The following is a 24,914-nucleotide window of genomic DNA, read 5'->3' as shown; positions in this document are numbered from 1 at the left end:
TTTTGCTGCAGACACATCTATTTGGGTATACCCACCTCAAAAATGATCGCTTTTATCGGTACATCCCCGTCATTCCGTAGGCCGTGCCTCCACCAAGGCTTGTTCAGGACGATGTCCCCGGCTTCCACCCGGTACGTTCTTCCGTTCACCGTCATCAACCCGCTTCCTTCAAGCAGAATATACAGTTCTTCATCCTCACGGTGACCATGGAGGCCGATGGATGACCCCGGCGGGATGACCGTGTAATGCAAAAAATTCAGCGGCGTATCGAAATCGCCGCTCCCGAACAGCTTGCTGCCATGCACCAAGCCTTCCCCCCCATGGCTCACGGAGCCTGTAAGTTCGGCCCGAAGAAAATTGCGGATGACGGCCGGCCCATATCCCCAGCTGTCCGAAGGATCCACAGGGACACCTGTCCGGAGAGACCTTCTCGTGTAATAAGCCAAAGCCTGATTTTTTAAATAATCCCTGGCATTCGTTTCACCCGGGCGGTGCTCCTCCAGTGACCGCAAAAACTCGGTGAACGGGCCTGGAGCGTCTACATCACTAAAATCCTCCATCCGCCGGACGCCATCCGCCGTCACGAGTTCGAGCACGCCGCCCACAAAGGTCAAGCTGCCCAGCGATCCCTCGATCCTCCAATCGCCGGCCCACTGCGTTTCCCGCCCCTGGCTGGTCAAGGAGCAGCGGAACGAGGCCTGGATTCCGGCCTGCAGGTCCATAACAATATGGAACACATGCCTGCGCGAAGCATACAGCCTGCTCACTTCACGGCCGGACAAATACCGAAGCAGGTCAAAATGGTGAATGATGACTTCTTCCAGCACCTCGTCCCGTTCCAGCGTTATTTTTTGGCGCTGCCTGAAAAAATCGCATTCCATGGACCGCAGCTCTCCGATCGCCCCTTCGTCCAGGAGCTGCTTCAGCTTCCGGACCGCTGGAAACGTCCGGTAGTTTTCCGCGATCATAAACGGAATTTGCTCCTGTTCAGCACGCTGCACCATCCCGGCGGCATCCTCATAATTGTCAGCGATCGGCTTTTCGCAAAATACCGGCAGTTTATGATCGAACGCCAGCTCGTTAATGCGCTTGTGAACCTCCCTTGGGGTAACGTTGATCAATAGATCTGGCCGCTCCCTCTCGATGGCTTCCCGCACATTTTCGTAAAAAGGGATTCCATCTGCCTCTACCGCCGTCCTTTTACCAGAGTCTGTATCTGCAACGGCGAGTTCTATATCCGCGTACTGGGACCGGAGCTTCCGGTACCAGCCGCCTCCAAAACCTCCCAACCCAACGAGAAGCGCTTTCATAATTTGGCCTCCTTTTATTGAACAGCATCTTTCAGATTTATTCCGTTCACTGCGTGATTCCAGCCTCCATGCTACTCCTGATCCGTCTGTCTCTCCATGGCATAGATTCCTGGCGGTTGTGTTTTTTTATGCTTACATAAAAAAGAACCATGATTCCGCCCGCCGTACTCTAAAGAGAATAGGATGGGAATCATGGCTGCATCGTCTGGCTTCATTCAACAAATTGTGGATGCTGCTCAGCCGGAACTAACGGTTGGTTACTTTTGTATATTGTTCAGCGCTTTTTTGCCCAGCCGCTCCTCCAGCTGCTGCTTATACAAGCTCTCAACGGTCACATGCTGGCCGTAATTGTCCCAGTATCCGTCGCTGCGCGGGCGGGGATCATAGTCGCTCGGAACCAGTCCGGCAACCTTCTCGCCGACATGTCCGATGGCATAGTTCTGTGCTGTCGGCGGCTGCTGGGAGGTGAGCTCTCCTTCCGTGTTCCAGCTCACATAGTTGGCACCGGCCCAGCCATGGCCGCTGCCGAGCCAGGCTCTGTCCCGGATGGAAATCGGAGCCTTGATGTTATCGAACAGTCCGCCTACGGACCAGCGGTGATGCGGTTCGCTGGTGTTATAATTTTTGACCGCTTCACCGTCCAGAAACACGTTTGGCCCCTGCACCCTGCTGTCAACGACAAACGCATGCCGCGCGGTCTCCGTGTAGATCCGCTGCACAAAATTCAGCTGGCCCATCTGATGGATCACGTACCGGCGGCCGCCGGTGATGATGCTGACCATGTCGTACATCTTGCTGTCCTGAACGGTGATCCATTTGGAGTTGCGGCTCATCTGAACGAGAGAGTACGACAGATGATACCCCGTCACATCCCGGACCCAGCCGTTTTTAACACTGTTAAACACGACAAAGCGCTCGGCATGCTTCTCGTCCGCATAATACGGGTCGGTCGTATCGTTATCCATGACGGTATCGGTGACGCTCGGATCGAAGTCCGAATCCACCCGCATATTTTCGACGCCTACCTGCTGAATGCGGGCCTCATCCGTGTATTTGTAGATTTCACCGCCGCCCCACTGGCGCTCGATCGCGCTTGCCAGCGGTGCATCGACCGTAATGGAATTGCCGTCGACGGCTGTGATGACCCGGTCAAAATCCAGGTTGAACGGAGACCACTGGGTTGCCGTGCCGCCCGGACGGTTGTAAATGTAATCCATGCCGATCGCATGAATCCAGTTTTTATCCCCGATCCGGCGGACGACGATTTGGTCGCCTACATGATAGGCACTGGCGTCTTCCACATGAAAGGTTCGCGCACCCGATGGCACGTACAAATCGGAGATCGTCTGCTTTGAGCCACTGTCCAAAGTAAGGCCGACATTCTCCCCGATTTCGATCAAATTCCGTGGATTTGCCCCGGTGCCATAAATAAGCGTTCCTTTTTCGTCCTGACCCATGCCCCGCAGCACAATCCCGCTGGCTTTGACGGTCAGTGTGCCGCCGACGTCATATCTGCCTTTTTTCAGCAGGACCGTGCCGCGGAACCCGTCCTTGCCGAGCGGAAGCCGGGCCACCTCGTCGATCGCCGCCTGGATGCGTGCGGTATCATCTCCCTCTCCCGGAGATACGGTGGCTTGAACAGGCACGTTCGGTAGCTTTACACCGCCGCCCATATAGCCGACATTCGAGAAGTCGAGAATTTGGTTGCCGCGGTAATCGCCGACGTATACCATCTTCCCGTCTTTACCCCGGAAAGCGATTTGGCTTTGTCCCGCAGGAACGCTTTTGGGATCAAGTACGGTAAAATAATATGATTCGTACACCGGTTCCTTGCCGCTCTGTTCAATCGTCAACCGCAGCTGATAGGACCCTTGCCGGTCCGCTTTCCCCACAGGCGTCCATTCCACCGCTTCTCCTTTAGTCAGCGCCGTCTTTGGCAAGGCATCAACTGTCTCGTTTCCGTTATAAATCAATTCGCCTGTGACATTTCCGTTTACGGTAGGCGTCAGGGACACGGTCGGATAAACGTCCTGCGGTTCGATAACGGCCGGCTGTCCGATTTCCGTCTTCATCCGCGGATGCGTCAGCTTGGAGTTGACGACATAGGCTTCGCCTTGAAAGGCTGCGGGATCATCAACGACCACCCATAGGTCGCTGGTCTTCAAATCTTCCGTTGTATGTACGACCGCCTGCATCAGCGAAGCCCCGACCTGGTTCGCCGTCACGGTTCCCGAAGGGGATACGGACACGTCCATGGTGGAAGATTTAAAGGTTTTCGCCACTTCACTTAAATCCACGACGCTGCCGGATTTCAGTTCACCTTTCAAAAACAGCGCTGCTTCTTCTCCTTTGTTCAGCCGGATTTCGCTGTTGTTCGGGTATTCCTTTCCGGCCGCATCGGTAAAATAGATCCGCTGAAGGTCCGCCGGTGCAGGTGCCTCCGTACTGTTATACACGGACAGCTCGGACAGCTGCACGTTCAGGTCTTTGCTGAGATTCAGGCTCAGCTTCAAATACCGTGCGCTGACCGGCTCAAAGCTGGCGGTTTCCGATGCGCTTACATCCTTGTTTTTGCTGAATGCTTCATTCCAATTCGTCTGGTCGTTCGAATAGAGCAGCTGGTAATCCTTCAGATTGTCTGCCCGGTTCAGGTTGAACATCACCTTGTTGAAGGTTACCTCCTTACCCAAGTCGATGGAAAGCCACACGTTCATATCATCCTTTCTGTCAGCGGCTAATGGCTGCCATACGGTTTCGCCTTTGCCGTCCACCGCGTTCGCTGCGCTGCCCGAGCTTGCCGTCGCCGTACTGCCAACCGCCAAGTTCACATCCCCGTCCGCAGCAGCGTCAACTTCCTGCTTCCCTCCGGCCATTGCCGCTTGGGAGCAGATCATCAATACGATCAGACTGGCGCTGACCTTTTTCCTCCAACGCGTCAAATCATATCCCACCTTTCTTTTTTTGAAATCGCTTACATATTAACAAGGCTTTTCACTGTTTAACATGTCGTTTTTATCGATCGATTTGTGTTTTCTTATTCCTTCCTCCAAACAGACAAAGACGGCGCCCGGCCAACATGTGAACCATGCTTCCGGAACCGCCGTCTATTGATGACTTCATACTATTTATCAAATCTCAGCGCGGAGGCCACGATCCACCCTTCTTACCGGGAAAATCGTCCAGCTTCGCTTACCACTTCCTGCTTTTGATCAGCTATGCTTGGATACAACCTGCTCATAAACGCTCTTCGGCCGCAGGCCGACCAGCTTCTCGACAGCCTCCCCGTCGCGGAACACGATGACCGTCGGAACGGACATCACCTGATATTGGCTGGCAGTAGCAGGAGACTCATCGCAGTCCAACATCAAAAAATGCACCTGATCCCCCATCTCTTCAGACAATTCATCCAGCATGGGGAGCAGCTTCTTGCAGGGAGGGCACCATACCGCTCCAAATTCCACCAATGTGGTTCCCTGGGCTCTTATTTGCGACGCAAACGTCGTATCGTTAACCGCTTGAATACTCATTTAACCTTCCTCCTGACCGGATAGGGATCGTTCGAGCAGGATGGAATCGATGCGCTCGGTCAAATTGGCCCGGATGCTGGTCAGCACCTGAATCTGTTTATCGATCTCCTGAAGCTTTTGCTGGTAAATCGGCAGCACATCTTTACAAAAGGCTTCTTTATTCTGCAAGACACACTGCAATATTCCGGATATTTCGTCTGTAGACAATCCAAGGTTCAAATACAGCTGAATGGCCTGCACCTGCTCGACCGCAAACGGGGTATATTCCCTGTACCCGTTCTCCTTTCGCAGCGGCGTAAGCAGCCCCTTTTGTTCGTAGTAACGAAGGGAGCGAATGCTAACACCGGTCCGCTCCGCCAATTCTCCAATGTTCAAGGCCCCATCTCCTCCTTCCTGCCCGGTAGGTCTTTATTGTAAACCCTGACACTAATGTGAGGGTCAAGAGGCCGGCCAATTAATTTTTTATAAAAAGCTTTCGTATGCGTTCGGAAAATTCCTGTAAATTAATGTTCCACGGATCGAGATGGTTATAAGCCGTCTTCACGGCTTCAATCAGCCATAAGGGAATCCTTTTGCCTTCCAGCAGCGGATATACGTTATCATACGCCCATTCCAGATGCTCCCACCGCTTATCGTTTCCGCTCTGGATATATTCAGACACGTCAATGACTTTCCCGCGCCCGTCCTGAAGCAGCACATTTTTCAGATGAATGTCCCTTGGGTTAAGCCCTTTGCTCCTTACAAATGCACGAGCGGCATCCACGTCGTCGATGACCTGCCTTGGCACCGGGATCCCATACAGGAGGCAATCATACAGAGTCATACCTTCTTCCCGGCTGATGACCACATAGCGTTCTCCAGAACCGTAAAACACAGGAAAAAACGGACTGCCTTCCAGCCGGCTGTAGACATGAATTTCCGCCTGCTTCTTTGGAAGCGCAGCTTCCGTGTATAGCTTATATGCATACGCTGGAAGCGGTTCGTATACAAACACAGCCGCGTCGGTTCCGATGCCGATACAGACTAAATCCTCCGATTCACCGGTTATCGCCACCGGCTCGTTGCTGCCTTGTTTCAGCACTTCCATTCGGGATAGAGCATGTTCGGCCTGCTTCCACTCTTCACTGTTGTTCATTGTTCGACCGCCCCCTGCGAGCTTAGGTTTTACTTATTCTACTGTATTTGAGCCGGGTAATCCAAGTGAATGGCAGCTTGTTGGTTACAGCCAGGATTTTGCTCCCTCTGTAATATAAAACCACCGCCCCTAAGTAGATGAAGGATGCGGTGGTTCTGCATTCAATGGCTTTGAAATGATGAATGATGATAGCAGGTTACGTATTATACCTTACTTTTTATCAATTTTGACGTTGAACGAAGATCCGGCGTCTCCTGCGAAAACAACGGTTCCGTCCTTAGGCAGGACAACTTGGTTAGATCCGCTGACTTCACTCATATTTACGAGCTTGCCTTCGGCGTCATAAACGACGAATCCTCCTTCAACCGGAAGCTTCACCGTCATCGTTTTTCCGGCGGCTTGCTTCGGAACCGTGAACCATCTTGCATAACCATCGGCCTTGATGCTGACGGTCGATTGTTTGCCATGGTACAGCGGCTTCACCAGATCTTCGCTGACGAACACGCTGCCCGCGGCTTCCAGGTATTCGGCCCCGTCTTTTTTAGAGAAGCTGTATTCCGACGTGTCCCGGCCGCCCATGCCCGGAACCTGAAGAACGCTGGCTGCCGTATTCGGTCCGGTAATTTTTTTGTCGTTCAAATACCCTTGGAAATCTTGGGCCCGCTTGATCTCCAGCGTAGGCTTCATCAAATACATGACCGACGTGTATTTTTCGTTCACCGGATAATAGGTTTTACCTTCACGCTGATCCCAAGCTTTGGCCGCGTCTTTCGTCAGCGGGTTGCTGTCCAGCTTTTGAGCCAGATAATGGGACAACGCGATTTGCCCAAGCTCAGGAACGCTGCTGTATTCCTGGACCCATAGGTAAGTCAAGCCATTCTTTTCCTTCACAATGCTGACTTTCGCGGTACCCGCTTCGTTCACGAACGTTCCGTCCGAAGTGTACACATATTTCTCCGCAGGATACTCAGGTACATTCGGAACCGTGACGGACATCATTCCATCCTTCAAATCAACCTTGACCAGTTGATTGGTCGAGCCGTAATATCCGGCTTCCTTCTTCAGATCTTCCGGCATGCTGGACGGAACCGGTTTACCGAACGATTTGTCCGGCTTAATCTCTTTGATCGTCCCTTTTTCTTTCAGCGCTTCCAGCAGGATTTGTGTCGCAAGGAGCTGATTCGTCGAGCTGCTTCCGCCTGATGATACGACAGCCGCAGCCATATTCTGTTCCGGAAGGGCGATCAGCGAAGCGTGGTACAGAATCGTGTCCCCGCCTTTAACCACTGCTTTGATGCCATAGTCGTTAAACGGATACAGCCTAACGCTGTCCCAGCCCAGGCCGTAATCAAAGGAATTGTCCGCATCTTTTGGCCACAATCCTTTTTTGTATTCAGGCTGACCCATAGCTTCCACCGACTTGGCGGACAGGATGCCCTGCTGTTGTCCGGTAAAGATTTGCGAGAACCGCGCCAAATCCTCCGCTGTGGAATAAATGCCTCCCGTTCCGATCACGTTCACCGTTTCGTTCGGCAGCTGCTGCTGAATGCCCGGATAATAGAGACCTGCCGTTTGGGAAGGATCCACCATATCCTGCGAAGTTTTGGTATTCTTCATGTCCAGCGGTCCGGTGAAATATTGATGAACGAAGGCAGTAAATTTCATACCGCTTACACGTTCCACCAAGATCTCTGCCAGCGTAAAGCCGTCGTTGCAATACACCGAGAAAGCGCCAGGATCGGCCTTTAAGCTTTGTTTGGACAGCTGCTCAAGCAGAGTGTCGTGCGCATAAGGGTCCGAGTCTTCAAACAAAAACGCATTATTCAGGCTGGAACCTTGAATCCCGGAGGAATGGTTCAGCAGCATGCGCGGGGTAATTTGCTTGTAACGCTCATCCTTCATTTTGAAATCCGGTATGTACTGTACAAGCGGGGTATCCAGGTTGATTTTCCCCTCGTCAACCAGTTTCATGACGGCGGCGGTCGTAAACATTTTACTCGTTGAGCCGATGCCGTACATCGTGCCGCTCGTTAGCGGAACCTTGCCCCCTTGATCATTCGTTCCGGTTTGGCCGGAAACTTGAATCTTCCCTTGGTCGATGAGCGCGTACTGCACGCTGATCGTCCCGTACTGCTTCGTGAGCAGTTCCGCTTTCTCTGCGGCGATTTGTTTAAGCCCTTTGGCGGCTGGAACCGTCGCTTCCGTGCCGGACGCCATTGCAGCGGTTGGAACCAGCGGGGTCAATGTCAGTGCGGCGGCCAGAAGCCATGCCATCCTTTTTTTCATGAATGAACCTCCTTTTGTTGGACTATTCGGTACTACGTTCATCACCCCGAATTTGGTTCAGTTTTCCAACAAAAAGGGAACATCGTCTCATACTGCGGTTCGACATAGGACCAACTATCTAGCTTGCGCTAACTCGAAAAGGCAGCCATCTTGGTGGATGGCTGCCTCAAACCGTACTTTTGTGACGATGGGTTCCGTTGACCTTCCAATCAATATACCCGAATCTCCACGAGTTCGGCGGCAGGGGCACCGTTCGTTTCTTCGATCACGAGGCGCAGCGCGTCGCCGGAAATACGCTCATTCAAAGCGATCCGATTGCTTCTTCGCCGATTATTCTGAACACTGGCGATCGTGCCCCATTCCCCACGGATGCGTGCCTCGATCCGGTATGACTTGACCAGTTCAGGGATGATTTCGAACGGTGTACGGTGATGATGCAGATTGATCAGGTCTTCATTGACGTCATCGTTCCATGTCAGCCGCACCTCCTGCAGCGTGATTTCACTCTCCCATGTCAACTGCAGCCATGCCTCGTCTTCCGGCCCAAGCGAATCCGACGCCCACAGATTTGGTCCGCCGAACGGCCGCTTGTATCCGCCAATCGCCTTCGCCGGCGAATAGGCAGCGGTCGTACCCAGAACCTTGAAGCAGAACGGCTGCCGGACCAGCGCCTTCATGCTCCAGGCCACGACGGGCTGATTCTCGTCATGGTCCTCCAAATCAGCTGAAGCGTTAGGAACCGCCCCCTTCTCAAATGCGAGGACGCCGGTAAGGGGTTCAGCTGCCCGGTACAGGCTGATGTCCGGATTCCCGCGTATGATGACAAAAGCATTCTGCGGCGTGTCCGGTGCCCAAGCCAGCGGAAGGGATATCCACTGCGCTTCACCCTTGGAAACAGTTGCTTCGGCTTCAGCCACCTTTGTGCCGGGCACGTAGTTTTCCGGACGGCCGGTGTCCCACAACTCCACGGTCAGCCGTGTATCCCCGCTCGCGTCTACGAGCAGCTCCAGTCCCTGCATCGCCGGCTCCACCGGAAACAAAATTGCGGCATCCCGCTCCAGCCGGTAGGCTGAATGCGGTTTGGTGACGCCGATGCTGCCGCGGACCGACGAGGCCGATACCTTTGCCTGGCGGGCGAGGTCCCGGTCGTCTTCATGCCGCAGGCCGATGACGGACGCATCCTGGCGCAGCAGCGTCTGCTGCAGCTCGTGCAGATGTGAGCGGTAAATGGCCCGCGGCGGCACGCCCTTCGCCGCGCACAGCGCAGCGGCGGTTCCTGCCGCTTCCCCCATCACCGCGCATGTCGCCATGACGCGCGTTGTGCCAAAAGCCACGTGGGAAGCGCTGATGTTGCGGCCGGCGAACAGCAGGTTGGAGACGTTCGCCGAATACAGGCTGCGGTACGGAATATGGTAGATGCCGTCCGCGTGCATATGCTTGGATCCGCTGGCTTCGGCATACATCCCCTGCGGCGGGTGCAGATCGATGGACCAGCCGCCAAAGGCGATGCGGTCAGGGAACGGCTCCTGCGCGATGATGTCATTCTGGTTCAGCACATAGTCGCCGACAAAGCGGCGATATTCCCTTTTTCCCGGAATGGAACCGACCCATTCCAGCGTCATGGCGTCGGCATCAAACCGCCCTGAATTTTTAATATAATCCCAGATCCCATAGATAACCGACCATAGTTCATCCCGGATGACCTCGTTGTCATGGACCGTGTCCAGTTCGCCTCCCCACTCGATCCACCAGTAATGGCAGCCCGAGTCGCCGCTGCGGATGACCCGCTTGATCGGAATCGGCGTCTGCGTAATGTCCTTGGCGAAAGAAGGCGGAACGAACCGGACGGGATGACCCGCGTCCTTCGTGTAAAACAACAACGTACTGCCCAAGGTGATGCCGTCCGCCTCCTCCGGCGCCCACGCTTCCCCGTATTCACGGGAGGCTTCCCGGCCGATCCGGCAGCGGGCGCCCGCCATAAAGCCGACGAGACCGTCGCCGGTACAATCGAGAAAGACGGGGCTTTCCATTCGGATGCGCCGCTCGGAGCCCATCATCCAGCCGGTCACCGACCGGATCGTCCGGTTCTCCTCCGGACCGTCCGCCTCGACTTCATGCACATCGGTGTTCAGCAGCAGCGTAATGTTCGGCTCCGCCCGCACCGCTTCCAGGATCACCAAATCCCACAGGTACGGATTGCCTTCCGGATTGCGGTACTGGTTCTCGACGAACAGTTCGCCCATGATGCCGGTCTCCCTAGCGTACCGGTTAATGCCGTGCGCGGTCGCCCCGCACACCCACACCCGCACCTCACTGCTTGAATTGCCGCCGAGTACCGGGCGGTTGTTCACAAGCACGACCTGGCTGCCGAGCCTTGCCGCCGCAATTGCGGCACATACACCGGCCAGCCCGCCGCCAATGACGGTTACGTCGCTTCGTATCGTCTCGGTTTTCATCCTCTCACCCTTTCACCGCAGAGTTGGTCAAACCTTGAATAATGTAGCGCTGGCCGATCGCAAACACGACGATCATCGGGATAATGCCTGCGGACGCCGCGGCCATCATGCCGTTGTAGTCTACCGTATTTTCCAGGATAAAGTTCTGAAGTCCAAGCGGAATGGTGTACAGCCGCTCATCGATCAAAAAGACCAGCGCGTTCTCGTAATCGTTCCACTGCCAGGAGAAATCGATAATGGCCAAGGTGGCCAGCGCCGGTTTCGCGAGAGGCAGTATGAGCCGGAAGAAAATCCGGAAATGCCCCGCCCCGTCGATAAAGGCCGACTCGGAAATCTCATGGGGAATGGACAGGAAGAACTGGCGCAGCATGAATACACCGAAAATCGTAAACAGGCCGGGCAGAATCAGGGCGAGATGCGTATTATAAATGCCGGCCCATTCAAACATGATGAACTTGGGCACGAACAGTACCTGCGGGGGAATCATCATCATGGATAAATATAGCATGAACAGCGCGTTCCTTCCCTTGAATTCGATCCGGGCAAAACCGTAAGCCGCAAACGCGGACAGGAACGTGGCGCCCGCCATGCCGATCAGGGCAATTTTTAGCGAATTCAGGTAGTAAGTACCGAAGCTTTTCGGTCCGGTCCACACTTTGAGGTGGTGTTCCCATGTCGGATGCGCGGGAATCCACTCGATCGGGTATTTGAATACTTCGGTCGGTGTTTTCAAAGACGTGCTGATCATCCATAGAAAAGGCATAACCATCACGATGGCCAGCGCCAGCATAATCAGCGTTACCAGCAGCCTGCCCGGCGTGCCGGCCAGCAGTCGTTTTTGGAGTTCCATGATGCTTCAGGCCTCTCTTTCTCTTAGTAATGAACCCATCGTTTTTGGCCGATCCATTGGATCACCGTAATGATCAGGATGATGATGAACAGCGCCCACGATATCGTAGCGGCGTAGCCCATGTCGTAGTACCGGAAAGCGTTCTGGTAGACGTACAGGGACAAGATGGTCGTGCTGTTCCCGGGGCCGCCCTGCGTTGTCGCCTGAATAATGCCGAACGTCTTGATCGTCATGATCATTCCGGTCACCAGCAGCAAAAACGTGGTGGGGCTGACGAGCGGCCAGATGATTTTGCGGAGCAGCTGTCCCGGCCGGGCGCCGTCAATCTTCGCGGCTTCCAGCAGCTCCGGCGATACCTCCTGCAGCGCGGCTAAATAAATGATCATGTTATACCCCATCAGGAACCAGATCCAGATGATGTCGATCGCAAACATGGAGGAGGTGGTCGTCGACAGCCATCCGGGAGGATGATCGATTCCGATGCCGCGGAGAAATCCGTTGATCGGCCCCTGTTTCGGCTGGAACAGCAGCATCCACACAAACGCGACGGCCACCCCGCTCGTAATGTACGGCATAAAGTACAGGGCGCGCAGAAGCTTTTTCAAGTAGATCCGCTGGTTCAGGATGACCGCGACGACAAAGCCGAGCGCGATGGACACCGGCACCGCCACGAGGAACAGTACGGTGTTCTTCAAGGACAGGTAAAACAGCTTGTCGTGCAGCATCCGGGTTACATTATCGAGACCGACGAACCCGACCTTGGGATTCATGAATTTATAATCCGTGAAGACCAAGCCCAGGGAGTATGCGGCCGGTATGAGAAAGAACAGCAGCACGCCGATCATGCTGGGCCCGATGAAGACGTAACCCAGCCTGCGCTGCCTTCTCATCCAATGGTTGTTCATGCGTTTCGCCTACTTTCATATTTTTGATGTCCTCAGTCTAGCAAGCCGGGACGTTTCGCAGAAGGAACAAAACCATCGTCTTCATATCACAAAATGATGCAAAAAAAAGCGCCTCGAGGACGACTCGCTGCGCTTGTTCATCAAATCGTTCTATCGATAATCGGGAAATCGGATCCATGTAGGGGCAATTGCATGAAGTTTCCACCGATCGCTGTTGTTCGCCGTTTTTGTTCTCCCTTGCCTCGGCACTTTTTTTGCTTTGATCCAAGTATCCAGAATGCGCAAGGGACAGCCAATAGACTTGGCCATCCCTTGTGTTCAAATAGCGTACCACCTTCGAGGCAATAGGTCACTGCTGCGGATTGGATTTTAAATATTCGTCATGGCGTTTCACCATGGCCGCCACCGTCGCGTCCAGGTCCTGGGACCCCAGGAAGTACTTCTCATATTCCTGCGAGCGCAGATCCATAACCTCCTGCGGAACAGTACGGACGAAGGTCGGCGTCTTGTTGTCAAACATGACGTACATCAAGGATTCCTGATCGTAGGTGTCCCCCTTGTCTCCCAGCATGCTCTTCAGCGCCGTATCCTGATCCGCATCCTTGGATGCAGGCAGACGCCCGCCCGCTGCCATCGGTGCCATACCGCCGTCCGCGTACCATTTCAGGAACTCCCACGCTTCCTTCTGATACTTGGACTTGGCGTTAATCGATATATAATCGCCCAGTCCGCCGCGGGTCACGTAGTTTGCGGCGTCTTCTTCCAGCCGCGGTACCGGTGCAAACGCAATTTTGAAATCGCGCGGATAATCGGTAAAGTTGTTGGAGCTGCGGAGCAGCCAGGCCCCGATGTTCAGCATCGGCACTTCACCGCTGAGGAACATTTGCTCGACCGGCATTTTGGACGTCAGCTGCTCGCCGAGCGGAGGCGTCGTCTTGTCATCCTTCATCATGCCATACAAGCTTTCCAGCCATTTGCGCACAAGCGGATGATCCAGATTGGAACTGCCGTCCGCCTTGGTATAGCCTTCTTTGGCAAGCACGGAGTCGATCGGATCGACAAACGGCTCGGTATTCTGGATAAAACCGTAGCCTTCGCCTTTCTTCAACTTCTTGGCGTATTCCCTCATCTCATCCCAGGTCCAGTCCTTCGGAACCGGGAGGTTGGCTGCATCCAAGGCATCCTTGTTCAGCGCGACGAAAAAGGAGCTTTTTGTCGTCGGTACGCCATAATATTTGCCGTCGATCTTCCAGCCGGCCGCTTCGTGCCCCATTTTCTCATCGATATTATAGTCCGTGAAGGCGCTCAGGTCAGCCGCAGCCCCCGAAGCAACCCGTTTTGACGCCTGGGAAGCGGAATAGTTGACGAAGAGATCGACATCCTGTCCGGTCATAATCGCCGTATCCAGCTTCAAGTTGCCTTCATCGTCATTGACAAAGCGTACATACTCCACTTGAATATCCGGGTGATCCTTATTCCAGGCATCCACCACCTCTTGCGGACCGGCCTCCGGCGGAACCCCGCCCCACATTTTCAGTTTGACGGCGCCGCCTGAAGCGGACGAAGCGGCTTTTGCACTGCCCGCCGCCCCCTCGGCATCCCCCTTACTGCCGCCGCCGGAGCAGCCCGATACCACGCCCGCGATCAGCGCCAGCGATACGAATCCCGCAAGCCAACCTTTTTTTCTCAATTGAAGCCCCCCGTATCAAAATGAATTGTTTGTTGCAGCTCAAGGATAGCAAAGCGGCGGCCCCCGCCGTAAGTAACAGAATCATGATTCCCATGGAACAGAAATACGCAGTTCGGCGGCTCGTGACCGATACTGAATATGCATTTTGTTCTATTGCTTCATCCGGTATTGGCTCGGGGTCATCCCCGTCATCCGTTTAAAAATTTTAATAAAATAGTTGTCGTTCATAAAACCAACGTTCTGGCAGATCCGATTGACCGGAAGGTCCGTCGTCGTCAAGTATTCGATGGCCTTCTCGACCCTCGTCCGGTGCAGATAGTGGATCAAGGTCTCCCCGGTTTTCTTTTTAAACAAGGCGCTGACGTAGTTTTCACCCATCATGACATAACGGGCGAGCGATTTGAGCGTAATGTCCTGATCGTAGTTTTGTTCGATATACTCCATAATTTTGTTCACTTCCGGGTGCGTAATCTTCTCCCGGGCCGCCGGCTGCCGAACCGGACGTTCAACTTGCGGCTGCCGGGCAGACAGCTCCCTGCTCACTTTGGACAGCGTCTCCCGAAGATCCTTCACACTCATCGACAGCTTCAAAATATAGTTGGAGGCACCGTATTCCATCGCTCGGCGCATGGATTCAAAGTCCCCGATGCAGGTCAGCATGACGAACTTGGACCCGATGCCGGCTTTCCGCGTTTCCTGCAGAAGTTCAAGGCCGTCCATCTGCGGCATGACGATATCGCACAGCACCAGATCCGGCGGGTCGTTCTTGATCATCGGTAACGCTTCCAACCCATTGCTCGCCTCGCCCGCAAGCGTAAAGCCCATCTCCTCCCACCGGATGATCTCCTTGACCGACTCCCTCACGAAGGTTTCGTCTTCAACCAGCAGCACTTTCCACATGCGCGTTCACTCCTTAACAGCTAGATAGAAGGAACCAAAGAAAGTCACAGCTCAGACTTAGAACAGTTGCACATTCCAAGAAATCAGCCGGATCAACATTTTAGTTCCATTTAGATCGTTCATGATATCGATTGACGCGTATTCTCGTAGGGCTCGGACAGCAGCACGGGCAGGTGCATCCGGCACAGCGTACCCTGCTCAAGCGGGATGACCTCAAGCTCCCCTTTGTCCTTGAACAAAAGGCGCAGCCGCTCCCTCACATTTTGCAATCCGATGCTCGGACGCTTGCGGGCTTCGCCCTGATTTTTGCTGGACTGATCGATGCCGATGCCATTGTCTTCGACTTCCAGAGTGAGCCGGTCCTGCAGCAGCGGGCTGCGCCCCATCCGGATCAGAATCCGTCCGCCTTCGGCCATATTGCCGATGCCGTGCTTGATTGCATTGTCCACCAAGGGCTGCAGGCTCAGCTTCGGCACCAGCGCATACACCAGCTCCTCATCATAGCTGAACTCCACTTGAAAGCGGTTCCCATATCGCACCTGCTGAATATAAAGAAAGGCGCGCGTAAGCTCGATTTCATCCCGGAGATGAATCAGGTCCACGTCGGAGTTGAGGCTCGTCTCGAGCAGCTTTCCGAGCGACAGGCAGATCTCGACGGTTTCTTCGCTACCGCTCCGCAGGCCGATCCACTTGAGCGTATTCAGCGTATTCAGCAGGAAATGGGGGTTCATCTGCGCCAGCAGCATCTGAAAATGCACCGCATCCTTCTGCCGTTCTTCGGCTCTCAGCCGCTGGACCAAACCATTCATATCGACCATCATCGTGTTAAACGTCCGGGTCAGTTCCAAAATTTCTCCCTTGTACCGCTTCTCAGGCAGCCGGATCCGCAGATCCTTGCGGACCGCCTCCTTCATCTTGATCTGCATATGCGACAACGGCCTTGTAAACGCATGGGCAATCATGAACGCTACCGCAATAAACGCGGCGGTAATGGCATAAAAGGTTACAAAGTATTGCTTCTTCAGCGTTTCGATTTCCCGGAACAGCAGATGAAGCGGTATTCGATCCACCAAATACCAATCCAGGGAAGACAAATAGCTGTAATTCACCAGCGTGTCGGACTGCTGATCCGTCCAATGACCGCTCTGCGGCATGTCTGCGATTTCTTTGACGGCTGCGGCAGACAATGACGAATCGGGAATCGACCTTGCGATCACCTCACCGGTACGGGTCATGATAAAGTAGGCTTGATCGCTTTCGGATTTTTGCAGCATGGATTGAAACCAAAAGGAAAAATCGATGCTGATGCGTGCCAAGCCGTAGGCCTTGTTGCTCCGGTCGCGCAGTTCGGCGTACAAAGACAGCAGGCTCGGGCTCTTACTGATGTCACGTGACACGTAATTGGCGTCGTCGGACACCCAGAGATAAGAGGACTTGGATTCCTTAAGCGCCTTAAAAGATGCGTTAGATGCAATCTGGCTGTAATTCAGGGAAGTATTCGGCGGATAGGATGTATACACATGGCCGCTGTTGTCGAGAAGCGTGAAATAAACGGACGGATTGTACAGGAAAAAGCTGTTGTTGAGCCCTTTGAACTTGTCCTCCATGATCTCTTTGTTATCCAGGACCGACCGTTCCTCCGGCTTCTGCAGAATGCGCCTCACCTCGGTGTCCTGTTCCAGGAAAATCAGCGTCTTGAACGCAATGCTGAGCTGATCCTCGAGTGACCGGTGCAGATTGTCCAGCTGCTCGTGGCTCTGCTCGCTGATTTTATTTTGGACAAGCGATTCGATTTTCTGGTAATTGTACAAATTCAGCACGCTGAACGGAAGCAAAATGACGAGCGCAAACAGGGCAAACAACCGGTATTTCAGCTTGTGGGGAATGAGGTGACCGAGCCATTTCCGCATAACGAGAACTCCTTTTTTACACTTGGTGCTCCCATTATATCTCACACGATGTCCCTAGATAACAAGGTTTGTTTAAGAGCGTAAATTTGTAGTGTGCAACCCTGAAAAAAAGCATCAAATCGTTCTATTGACACGCTGCTGTTGGTCCTGCCGGTTAACGAAAAAAGAACCGCACCCTTATGCGGTCCTTCAGGAGATTTATACGTATAATTTGATCTCGCTTTCAGCAAGATCGCAGGCTCAGTTTCTACCGTAATACAGCTTGCGGTTCGTGACGTCCACAAGGTACATAATATCGACGCCGTTTTCATTGCGCTCCACGCTAAGCCGCTCGATCGGCTTGCCTGGCGCGATGGACGTTTGGCTCCAGCCCCCGCCCGTCGGTGCGGCCATAAATGCGCGGTCCGTACCGCTGCTCTTGGCGTAGTACACCCGCGGCACCGAGCCGGCCCATGTAATATCAATGGCTGCCTTGGTCTCGGAAGCGTTATACACGGTTTGCAGGTTCCAGCCGTCGACTCCATAGGATGCATACTTCACGGAAAAGGTCGTGCTGCCTTCCTCCCGGTAGCGGTAGGCTGCGACGGGATTGCCGGACGAATCGACGGCCAGTTTGGCGCTCTGCACACCGGGGCCACCGGGGTCACTTCCCGTCTGAACATAGGCTTCGGTCGGGGAGAGCGGCTGGATGATATCGGCGGTTCCCGGCGTCAGCGGCAGGGAAACGGCGCTGCCGTCGGCCTTGGTGAAGCTGCCTGTCGATGGGCTGTATTTGACGTAAGACAATTCATGCCGCAGCGGACTGGCTGCAAATGCGGACCACTCGAACAAAATGTGAAGGTCGCCGTTCGCATCAAAAACGAGATCGTCAGGGTAGAACGATTTGTTCAAGGACGAGCCGATCACGGCCACCTTGGACCATATGGAATCCGCGTTATCCCACCGGAACAGCTGCCCTGACCGGTAGCCGGCGGCGTCTTCGCCGGACCGGATCAACAGGTATACGTCTCCGTTCGGTGCCGTGGTCAAGACGGGATAGGTGCCTTTAAACGTGGAAGGCGTTGGCATATCGGCGGAATGGTTTTGCGGCGCGCCCCCTACCGTGTCGGACCGGAAATAATGCCATGCTTCGTGGTGCATCGAAGCGAACACGTGAAACCTACCGCTCCCGTCCCGCGCGATCGAGGGCTGATTATGTCCCAAATCATCGCTGTATTCTGCAACCGAGCTTCCGTTCATGACAGGAATATTGGACCATCCTCCGTTCCCGTCCCGCCTCGCGATATATACTTTATGCGTTGACTCGGCGCTTCCCGGCGCGTTATACGCCATGTAGGCGTACTCCAATCCCGTTCCATACGTTTCGAGGGGCGTCCACCAACCCGCTTGGTTGCTTGAATCCATGGCATATGGCACCTCGGTCAATGCCGCGTCAGCGCTGCCCATCCCGGACGGCAGGAGTGTAGCCAGCATCAACGCCGCCGCTCCGATTTTCCACGGTCTTCCTTTTTTCATATCTTCAGCCTCCTTTAGGTAAAGTAACCCCTTCATATGCCTGAAGCATGAGACTATATCCTGCCCACAATATAAAGCGCTTTCAAATTGTCAGAACGCTCATGCGCACGGTTATCGTAGCACGAGGCCCAACCCCCGTGTCATACACAAATTGATGCATCCCATAGAACAAATTCACGTCTTTTCATCCAGCCGGAAACAGATATAGAACGAATTAGCAGTGCGCGGATATCCCATTAATACGGTCAAGCCGCTTGTAGGACTAAACTTAGCAAGATGTATGATGCGAAAATAATTCTGCCCTGCCAGGCCAAACGATACGGTTATTGCCGACGTAAAAAACGTCTATCGACGTACTTTCAAAGAAGACAGACCGCGTTTAAAGGTAATTTTTCTTGCAATATCAGGAAGCCATCGCCCTGGAGTTTATACTTTCTGATATTATAAAAAAATGACGCCGGATGCGGCGTCGCTACTGTTATTTAAAGCACTTCATTCTACGCTCTGCCAGAAATTAAGAGTTCTGAACCAGGCTGTATCTAGCGGATAACACTTGCTCCTCATAGCGTTTCACTTCATGCAGCCACTGCTCACGCACGGGCACCCCTTGCGAAGCGCAGTAGTAATCCCACACGGCCCCGAAAGGGTAGGATTTGAACTCCTCGGTCAAAGCCAGCCGTGAGGTGAAATCGCCTGCAAGCTCGATCCTTTTCAGCTCATCCACCGGTTCCAGCATGGCCCGGAGGAGCGCTTTGATCGTATTGCGGGTGCCGATGACCCAAGCGGCAATATGATTGATGCTGCCGTCAAAGAAATCCAGGCCGATGCTCGTTCTCGGCAGCAAATCACCCCGGACCAACTCGCGGGCGATTTCGAGCAGCTCATCATCCATCGTTACGACATGGTCGCTGTCCCACCGCACGGGACGGCTGACATGCAGCAGCAAATGTTCACTGAACATCAGGATGGACGTCAGCTTGTTGCTGATCACTTCAGTCGGATGAAAATGCCCGGCATCGAGGCAGACCGATTTTCCCCGGGACAGCGCGTAGCCCATATAAAATTCGTGCGAACCCACAACGTAGCTCTCGGAGCCCAAACCAAACAACTTGCTTTCCACCGCGTCGATGTTATACAACGGATCGATCTCTTCGCTGAAAATCTCGTCAAGCGAATCGCGCAGCCGCTGGCGCGGTGACAGGCGGTCGACCGGCGTATCCTTGTACCCGTCAGGTACCCAGCTATTGGTCACGCAGGGCTGACCCAGCTCGCGGCCGAAATGCTCGGCAATCCTGCGGGATGCCTTGCCGTGGCGGATCCAGAACTGGCGGATTTCCTCATCCGCATGGCTGAGTGTAAAACCGTCGGCCGCTTTCGGATGGGAGAAATACGTAGGATTGAAATCCAGACCGAGTCCCTGATCTTTGGCCCAATCGACCCAACGCTGAAAATGGCGGGGCTCGAGCTCGTCAAGGTCAACCTTCTCTTCAGTGTCCGCATATATCGCATGGAGGTTTACTTTATGCTTGCCGGGGATCAAGGACAAGGCTTTCTCCAGATCGTCTCTCAGCTGATCCGGTGTGGCGGCGCGTCCCGGATAACTGCCGGTTACCGCAATTCCTCCGCTAAGCTCCGCGTCTCTGAACAGAAAACCCCGCACATCGTCACCCTGCCAGCAGTGGAGCGAAATTTTAATTTGCGCCAGCTTATCCAGCGCCTGGTCGACGTCGATCCCGTGCTGGAAATATAGCGTTTTGGCATCCTCATAACTCTTCTGAATTTGTTGATCCATATGACTTGCCTCCCGAAAATTGGATTTGGAAAATGATCATTTTTTTACGATCCTATTCCAGCGTTCCTTCACGCCGGCCGCAAGGGGGCCCGGTTTATAGCGGGTCACTTCAAAAGATTCGGCAACGGTTCTTCTGGCTTCATGGATATCCCTGAACACTCCAGTTTGAATCATTTGGACCATCAGGTTGCCGAGCGCCGTGGATTCGACGGGGCCTGCGCAGACCTCCCGGCCGGTGGCGTCCGCCGTCAGCTGGCAGAGCAGTTCGTTTTTCGCTCCGCCGCCTACAATGTGCAGGACGTCGACGGGTTCTCCGGTCAGCGCTTCCAGCTCATCCAAGTACGTGCCGTAGCTTAGAGCCAAGCTGTCGAAGATGCAGCGTGCCACCTGGGCCACCGACTCCGGAACCTTCTGCCCGGTGTCCCTGCAAAAGCGGCGGATCTCCTCCGCCATATCCGGCGGATTTAGGAACCGGTCTTCATTGCAGTCGATCAGACTGCGGTAAGGCTCGCTCTGCTCCGCCATTTGAACCAGCTCAGCAAAGCTGTACCAGTCTCCGCTCTGCCGGCGGACTTCCTGTATTAACCAGAGGCCCGTAATATTTTTCAAAAAACGATATGTTCCGTAAGCGCCCCATTCATTGGTGTAGTTCGCTGCCATCGTTTCCTTCGTGTTCAGGGGCTGATCCCGCTCCACGCCCAGAAGGGACCATGTACCGCTGCTCAAGTAGGCCCAGGAACTCCCCTCACGGGCGGGCACTCCAAGCACCGCGGAAGCGGTATCATGGGTTGCCGCAACGACTAGGCTGCATAACGGCAAATCGTACCGCTGCTGAAGTGCCGGGTCCAGCCCTCCAAGGGGGGTTCCCGGCTCGGTCAGCGCGGCAAACTGTTCCCGCCGCATCCCGAGAATGGACAACAGCTCTGCATCATAATCCCGGTTCTGCAAGTTCAGCAGCTGGGTGGTGGACGCGTTGGTCACTTCGTTGATCCGCCTGCCTGACAGACGGAAATACAAATAATCCGGTACGAGCAGAACTAGGTCGGCCCGTGCCCGTTCTTCCCGGTCATGTGCAAACAGCTGGTAGATCGTGTTGAACGTCAGCTGCTGGATGCCTGTCTTCTCATACAGGGCTTCGCGGGAAATCAGCTTTTCCAGCTCCGCCGGGGCCGAATCCGTCCGCCGGTCACGGTACGCGTAGACTTCCCTAAGCCTCCTGCCTTCCCGGTCGACCAGTGCATAATCCACTGCCCAGGTATCGATCCCCAAAGTACAGGAATCGACGCCGGCCTTTTTGGCTGCCTGCAGCCCTGCAACGATTTGCTCCAGCAAATGCTCGATATCCCAATACAGAGAGCCGTCCAGCTCACGGAAGCCGTTGTCGAATCGGTGGATTTCCTCCAGCGCCAGCTTGGAATCCTTCAGCCTTCCGAGAACGAGGCGCCCGCTTGATGCCCCGATGTCAACGGCGATATGAGCATCCATACCTCCATCCCCTTTCTGTACCAAGTTCGTCCCCTTTCATGGAAACGCTTTCGAATCACACTGCCATATCAGGAAAAGATTCTGCCGCCAGCCTTTCGGCTGCTTCCATACACCTTGTCGTGCGTCATTTCCCAGCGTTCCATGACCAGATCTTGTTCTATCCTCCTATTTATCATAAAATGATTAACACCCCGGGTAATTTAGGTGAAAGCGACATTTTACCCGGTAATTCCGACATAGCGAGGATAATCATCATGCCTAAGCGTACGGTAAGGCTGCTGAGCGGCAGGGAGTATTTCAACAATTGGGATGACTTCTCGATTTTCGTAAACCGCAACGCCGAGTCCTATGAGTTAACCGAACATCACCATGATTTTCTGGAAATGAGTTATGTCAGTGAAGGAACCGGGTATCACCATACAGGCGATGAGGTCATGCCCGTATCTGCGGGGGACCTGTTTGTCATTCCGCTCGGCGCTTCGCATGTGTTCCGGCCGGGGTCAACGGCCAAGGACCGTCAGCTGATCGTGTATAACTGCCTGACTTCCATGGAGAATGCCACCAAAATTTTGGAAATGGTGCCTGGAGGCGATGAGCTTGGAAGGCTTCTGGCTTTTAACGAAATCATGCACTACCGCGACCGTGACGGCGAAGCCAAAGGCTGGTTTGAACGGCTTTATCGTGAGTATTCGGTGGAGCGTACCGGAAGGGAAACCGCCTTGTATGCAGGCATGCTTCAGCTGATGATCTGCATCATCCGGATTCACGAAGCCACAGTGGAAGGGGCACCGCCACCCGCCGTAGGTATGGACCATGTGCTGTCTATGCTTCATGGCCATTACAGCCGTCCGTTTACCGTAGAGGAGCTTGCCGGTGAGCTGGGGATTGGGGAGCGGCAGTTTCAGAGGCTGTTCGTCAAACATACCGGGCTCACGCCTATCAAGTATCTGCAGCGGATCCGGATTCAGGAGGCTTGCCGCCTGCTCCTGTCAAGTCACCGCCGGATTCACGATATCTCAGGTGCCGTAGGGTATACGGACATCGCGTTTTTCAACGGGCTCTTCAAGAAGATTACCGGCATGACGCCAAGGGAATACCGGCAGTCACACGTATCCATAACGAGTACGGCCGCCGGAACGGAAGATTAGTGTAACAATGTAATATTCATATACACTATGCATATACACAAATAAAGCCAGTCCCCAAGGGGCTGGCTTCCTTCATTCCATATTGTTCAGGACGTTTCCGCGGCAATCCGCACCGTGTCTCTTCCGGCCCGCTTGGCATCGTACAGCGCCCGGTCGGCCAGCTTCAGCAGCCGCCGCAGCTCGGCATCCGGCCAATTGCCTCCTCCTATAGGGAGCACTCCCGCGGATGTGACTTCCATCCCCGCTGTAAGACCTCCATCACGGACCCAAGCTGACGACGGGCCAGTCTCGCCCGCCTCCGCGCTCGCCGCTGCTTCCATTCTCGCCAAGCCCGCCGCAGGCAAGCCGGCGGCACCAAAGCTTGCCGTCATCGACAGTGGGCCGCCCGCTGTCTCAAGCGGCTGCAGGGCAAGGCTGGCGCGTATGCGCTCCGCTGCTCCGGCAGCCTCTACCGGGCTGAGCCCCGGAAGGGCGACCACAAACTCCTCGCCCCCGTACCTGCCAAACACATCCTCGGGGCGCAGCTGCTCACGGCATACCGCGACGATGTGCATCAGGGCGTCATCGCCCGTATCATGCCCGAACTCATCGTTGATCCGCTTGAAGTGATCGATGTCGAACAGCAGCAGCGACATCGGCTCCTCCCCTTTTAGGCAGTCGTACAGCAGGCCGCTGGCCAGCTTCATAAAATGGGCACGGTTGTAAATCCGCGTCAACCCGTCATAGTAAGCCAGCTGGCGAAGCTCTTCCTGAAGACGCGCTTTCTCGGTGACATCGATCAGCACGATCAGCCGTCCGGCCGGCTGCCCGCCCTGATTGCGGATGACAGACGTCCGGATTTGATAGTTGAAGTCCCTCTCTCCAATATGCCAGTTCAATTCCTGAATATCCGCTGCTGAACTGCTATCCGTATCCGGATCGTAATGAAGCAGCGGTCCACCGGCGTGCTTTTCCCACAGCCCTTCCAGCGGCTCCCCGATGGACGAGAAGCCGAGCTCTGGAATCATGGCGCCGGCGGCAGGGTTGTAATCGACCAGCCGGTTGTCCCTGTCGAGTACCAGCACCCCGTCACGCATGCTGGCAAACAGCTTGTCCCGGGCAATCGGAGCGACGTGAAATAATCCTTTGGACACAAGCGCCCATAAGTAAAGCGCTGAAGTCACCGTCATGATCACCGGGATCGGATCCATCCCTTCAGGGGTTAGACCGCCCAGGTAAAGAAAGTCTCCGGCTAGCGGCAGCACCAGGCCGATCAGCATCGTGCCGAGCTGAAAGCGGTAAGAAGGCATTCTCCGCCAGTGCCTCAGCAGAAGCACGACACCGCCGATCATGCAGCCGAACGTGTAAGCACCTTGAATAATATACCAGGGACCCCCCACCACGTCCGCCTTAAGGCTGGACCCGCCTGCCCGCAGGACAATGTCGCGGTAATAGAGGTGATGCCACTCGTTCGTCATGACCAGCAGCAGTGTGACCGCGGGAATGATGAACATGGTTATCTTGAGACGCCTTCCCAAATAACGCTCCATACCGAGATAGGACATAATGATGAGCAGATTCAGCGGAGGCAGGAACGGCATGCCCAAGTATTCGAACTTGATCCAGAACTTGATTTCTTCGAGCGAACCGCTGGCAAGTTCAAGCGCGGACCCGAACGTATAAATGGCTGCCAAAAGGCTGAACGCAAAAAAGGTTCTCACCATGGTGAGCTTGGACCTTCCCGACAAGGCATATAAACCCATCAGAAGATTTAACACACCGGCGGATACGATCAGAGTCAGGACAGCGGAGTAAGGTGTTCCCATAAGGTTGCAGGCTCCAAATCATGTGTGGTTAGCCGGAGCCGTCGCGGTCCGGTCATTGTTATCCCGATGTTACCACAGGAAATAAGGGCAAGGATACAGAAAAATAATCATCCCGCCATCCGAGATGGCGGGATGATGACGGGATTGAATCCCCTGGATGCCTTTCATTCAAGACAGCCATATATATATGCCGGTCCAAA

The 24,914-nt window shown here is 54.4% G+C and carries 17 protein-coding genes; 1 reads left to right on the top strand and 16 read right to left on the bottom strand.

The genetic code is table 11. The features are described from left to right. Window positions 1–17: 17 nt before the first annotated feature. The 15 genes from BCV73_RS10855 to rhaB all read right to left on the bottom strand — a co-directional run bounded on the left by BCV73_RS10855 (window position 18) and on the right by rhaB (window position 21,761). Window positions 18–1,310, bottom strand: coding sequence for a cupin domain-containing protein (locus BCV73_RS10855; protein ID WP_089547096.1), 1,293 nt, complete (start codon window positions 1,308–1,310; stop codon window positions 18–20). Window positions 1,311–1,567: 257 nt separating this feature from the next. Further along, a complete protein-coding gene (locus BCV73_RS10850) occupies window positions 1,568–4,249 on the bottom strand; it encodes a discoidin domain-containing protein (protein WP_089547095.1) in 2,682 nt (893 codons plus the stop codon). Window positions 4,250–4,519: 270 nt separating this feature from the next. Further along, window positions 4,520–4,837: a thioredoxin family protein gene (locus BCV73_RS10845; RefSeq protein WP_089547094.1), complete on the bottom strand. Its 318-nt coding sequence runs from the start codon at window positions 4,835–4,837 to the stop codon at window positions 4,520–4,522. Beyond that, the gene (locus tag BCV73_RS10840) at window positions 4,838–5,212 is read right to left on the bottom strand and encodes a MerR family transcriptional regulator (protein ID WP_076166323.1); all 375 of its coding nucleotides are present in this window, start codon (window positions 5,210–5,212) and stop codon (window positions 4,838–4,840) included. Window positions 5,213–5,291: 79 nt separating this feature from the next. After that, complete coding sequence (locus BCV73_RS10835) at window positions 5,292–5,972, bottom strand: serine/threonine protein kinase (RefSeq protein WP_089547093.1); 681 nt, start codon at window positions 5,970–5,972, stop codon at window positions 5,292–5,294. Between the two features lie 210 nt (window positions 5,973–6,182). Further along, complete coding sequence (locus BCV73_RS10830; RefSeq protein ID WP_089547092.1) at window positions 6,183–8,258, bottom strand: serine hydrolase domain-containing protein; 2,076 nt, start codon at window positions 8,256–8,258, stop codon at window positions 6,183–6,185. A gap of 209 nt (window positions 8,259–8,467) precedes the next feature. Then, complete coding sequence (locus BCV73_RS10825; RefSeq protein ID WP_089547091.1) at window positions 8,468–10,714, bottom strand: FAD-dependent oxidoreductase; 2,247 nt, start codon at window positions 10,712–10,714, stop codon at window positions 8,468–8,470. A 4-nt stretch (window positions 10,715–10,718) separates the two neighbouring features. Then, window positions 10,719–11,564: a carbohydrate ABC transporter permease gene (locus BCV73_RS10820; RefSeq protein ID WP_076166330.1), complete on the bottom strand. Its 846-nt coding sequence runs from the start codon at window positions 11,562–11,564 to the stop codon at window positions 10,719–10,721. Between the two features lie 23 nt (window positions 11,565–11,587). After that, the gene (locus BCV73_RS10815) at window positions 11,588–12,469 is read right to left on the bottom strand and encodes a carbohydrate ABC transporter permease (RefSeq protein ID WP_076166334.1); all 882 of its coding nucleotides are present in this window, start codon (window positions 12,467–12,469) and stop codon (window positions 11,588–11,590) included. Between the two features lie 349 nt (window positions 12,470–12,818). After that, window positions 12,819–14,159: an ABC transporter substrate-binding protein gene (locus BCV73_RS10805; protein WP_089547089.1), complete on the bottom strand. Its 1,341-nt coding sequence runs from the start codon at window positions 14,157–14,159 to the stop codon at window positions 12,819–12,821. A 150-nt stretch (window positions 14,160–14,309) separates the two neighbouring features. Further along, entirely contained in the window at window positions 14,310–15,059 is a 750-nt protein-coding gene (locus tag BCV73_RS10800; protein ID WP_076166342.1) for a response regulator, read from the bottom strand. Between the two features lie 119 nt (window positions 15,060–15,178). Next, window positions 15,179–16,969 carry a sensor histidine kinase gene (locus BCV73_RS10795; RefSeq protein WP_089547088.1) on the bottom strand — a complete coding sequence of 597 codons (1,791 nt, stop codon included), beginning with the start codon at window positions 16,967–16,969 and terminating at the stop codon, window positions 15,179–15,181. 240 nt (window positions 16,970–17,209) lie between these two features. Further along, window positions 17,210–18,484: a BNR-4 repeat-containing protein gene (locus BCV73_RS10790; protein ID WP_218828125.1), complete on the bottom strand. Its 1,275-nt coding sequence runs from the start codon at window positions 18,482–18,484 to the stop codon at window positions 17,210–17,212. A 514-nt stretch (window positions 18,485–18,998) separates the two neighbouring features. Beyond that, the gene (gene rhaA / locus BCV73_RS10785) at window positions 18,999–20,276 is read right to left on the bottom strand and encodes an L-rhamnose isomerase (RefSeq protein WP_089547087.1); all 1,278 of its coding nucleotides are present in this window, start codon (window positions 20,274–20,276) and stop codon (window positions 18,999–19,001) included. 36 nt (window positions 20,277–20,312) lie between these two features. Then, on the bottom strand, window positions 20,313–21,761 hold the full coding sequence (rhaB, locus tag BCV73_RS10780; RefSeq protein WP_089547086.1) for a rhamnulokinase: 1,449 nt from the start codon (window positions 21,759–21,761) through the stop codon (window positions 20,313–20,315). Window positions 21,762–22,015: 254 nt separating this feature from the next. Between rhaB and BCV73_RS34770 the strand changes: the two genes are divergently transcribed. Further along, a complete protein-coding gene (locus BCV73_RS34770; protein WP_179231954.1) occupies window positions 22,016–22,909 on the top strand; it encodes an AraC family transcriptional regulator in 894 nt (297 codons plus the stop codon). 86 nt (window positions 22,910–22,995) lie between these two features. Here the strand turns inward: BCV73_RS34770 and BCV73_RS10770 are convergent, their stop codons facing one another. Beyond that, window positions 22,996–24,714 (bottom strand): histidine kinase N-terminal 7TM domain-containing diguanylate cyclase, encoded by a 1,719-nt coding sequence (locus tag BCV73_RS10770; RefSeq protein ID WP_089547085.1) that lies wholly within the window; start codon window positions 24,712–24,714, stop codon window positions 22,996–22,998. Window positions 24,715–24,914: the final 200 nt, after the last annotated feature.

It is taken from the genome of Paenibacillus sp. SSG-1 (assembly GCF_002224835.1).
Classification (GTDB): domain Bacteria; phylum Bacillota; class Bacilli; order Paenibacillales; family Paenibacillaceae; genus Paenibacillus_AQ; species Paenibacillus_AQ favisporus.
This window is presented reverse-complemented; position numbering and strand designations above follow the sequence as displayed.

Bases quoted from the DNA above. Each gene is read 5' to 3' on its own strand.
- BCV73_RS10770 (WP_089547085.1), bottom strand. From the start codon at position 24,714: ATGGGAACACCTTACTCCGCTGTCCTGACTCTGATCGTATCCGCCGGT.
- BCV73_RS10800 (WP_076166342.1), bottom strand. From the start codon at position 15,059: ATGTGGAAAGTGCTGCTGGTTGAAGACGAAACCTTCGTGAGGGAGTCG.
- BCV73_RS10825 (WP_089547091.1), bottom strand. From the start codon at position 10,714: ATGAAAACCGAGACGATACGAAGCGACGTAACCGTCATTGGCGGCGGG.
- rhaB (WP_089547086.1), bottom strand. From the start codon at position 21,761: ATGGATGCTCATATCGCCGTTGACATCGGGGCATCAAGCGGGCGCCTC.
- BCV73_RS10845 (WP_089547094.1), bottom strand. From the start codon at position 4,837: ATGAGTATTCAAGCGGTTAACGATACGACGTTTGCGTCGCAAATAAGA.
- rhaA (WP_089547087.1), bottom strand. From the start codon at position 20,276: ATGGATCAACAAATTCAGAAGAGTTATGAGGATGCCAAAACGCTATAT.
- BCV73_RS10820 (WP_076166330.1), bottom strand. From the start codon at position 11,564: ATGGAACTCCAAAAACGACTGCTGGCCGGCACGCCGGGCAGGCTGCTG.
- BCV73_RS34770 (WP_179231954.1), top strand. From the start codon at position 22,016: ATGCCTAAGCGTACGGTAAGGCTGCTGAGCGGCAGGGAGTATTTCAAC.
- BCV73_RS10795 (WP_089547088.1), bottom strand. From the start codon at position 16,969: ATGCGGAAATGGCTCGGTCACCTCATTCCCCACAAGCTGAAATACCGG.
- BCV73_RS10830 (WP_089547092.1), bottom strand. From the start codon at position 8,258: ATGAAAAAAAGGATGGCATGGCTTCTGGCCGCCGCACTGACATTGACC.
- BCV73_RS10815 (WP_076166334.1), bottom strand. From the start codon at position 12,469: ATGAACAACCATTGGATGAGAAGGCAGCGCAGGCTGGGTTACGTCTTC.
- BCV73_RS10855 (WP_089547096.1), bottom strand. From the start codon at position 1,310: ATGAAAGCGCTTCTCGTTGGGTTGGGAGGTTTTGGAGGCGGCTGGTAC.
- BCV73_RS10835 (WP_089547093.1), bottom strand. From the start codon at position 5,972: ATGAACAACAGTGAAGAGTGGAAGCAGGCCGAACATGCTCTATCCCGA.
- BCV73_RS10790 (WP_218828125.1), bottom strand. From the start codon at position 18,484: ATGAAAAAAGGAAGACCGTGGAAAATCGGAGCGGCGGCGTTGATGCTG.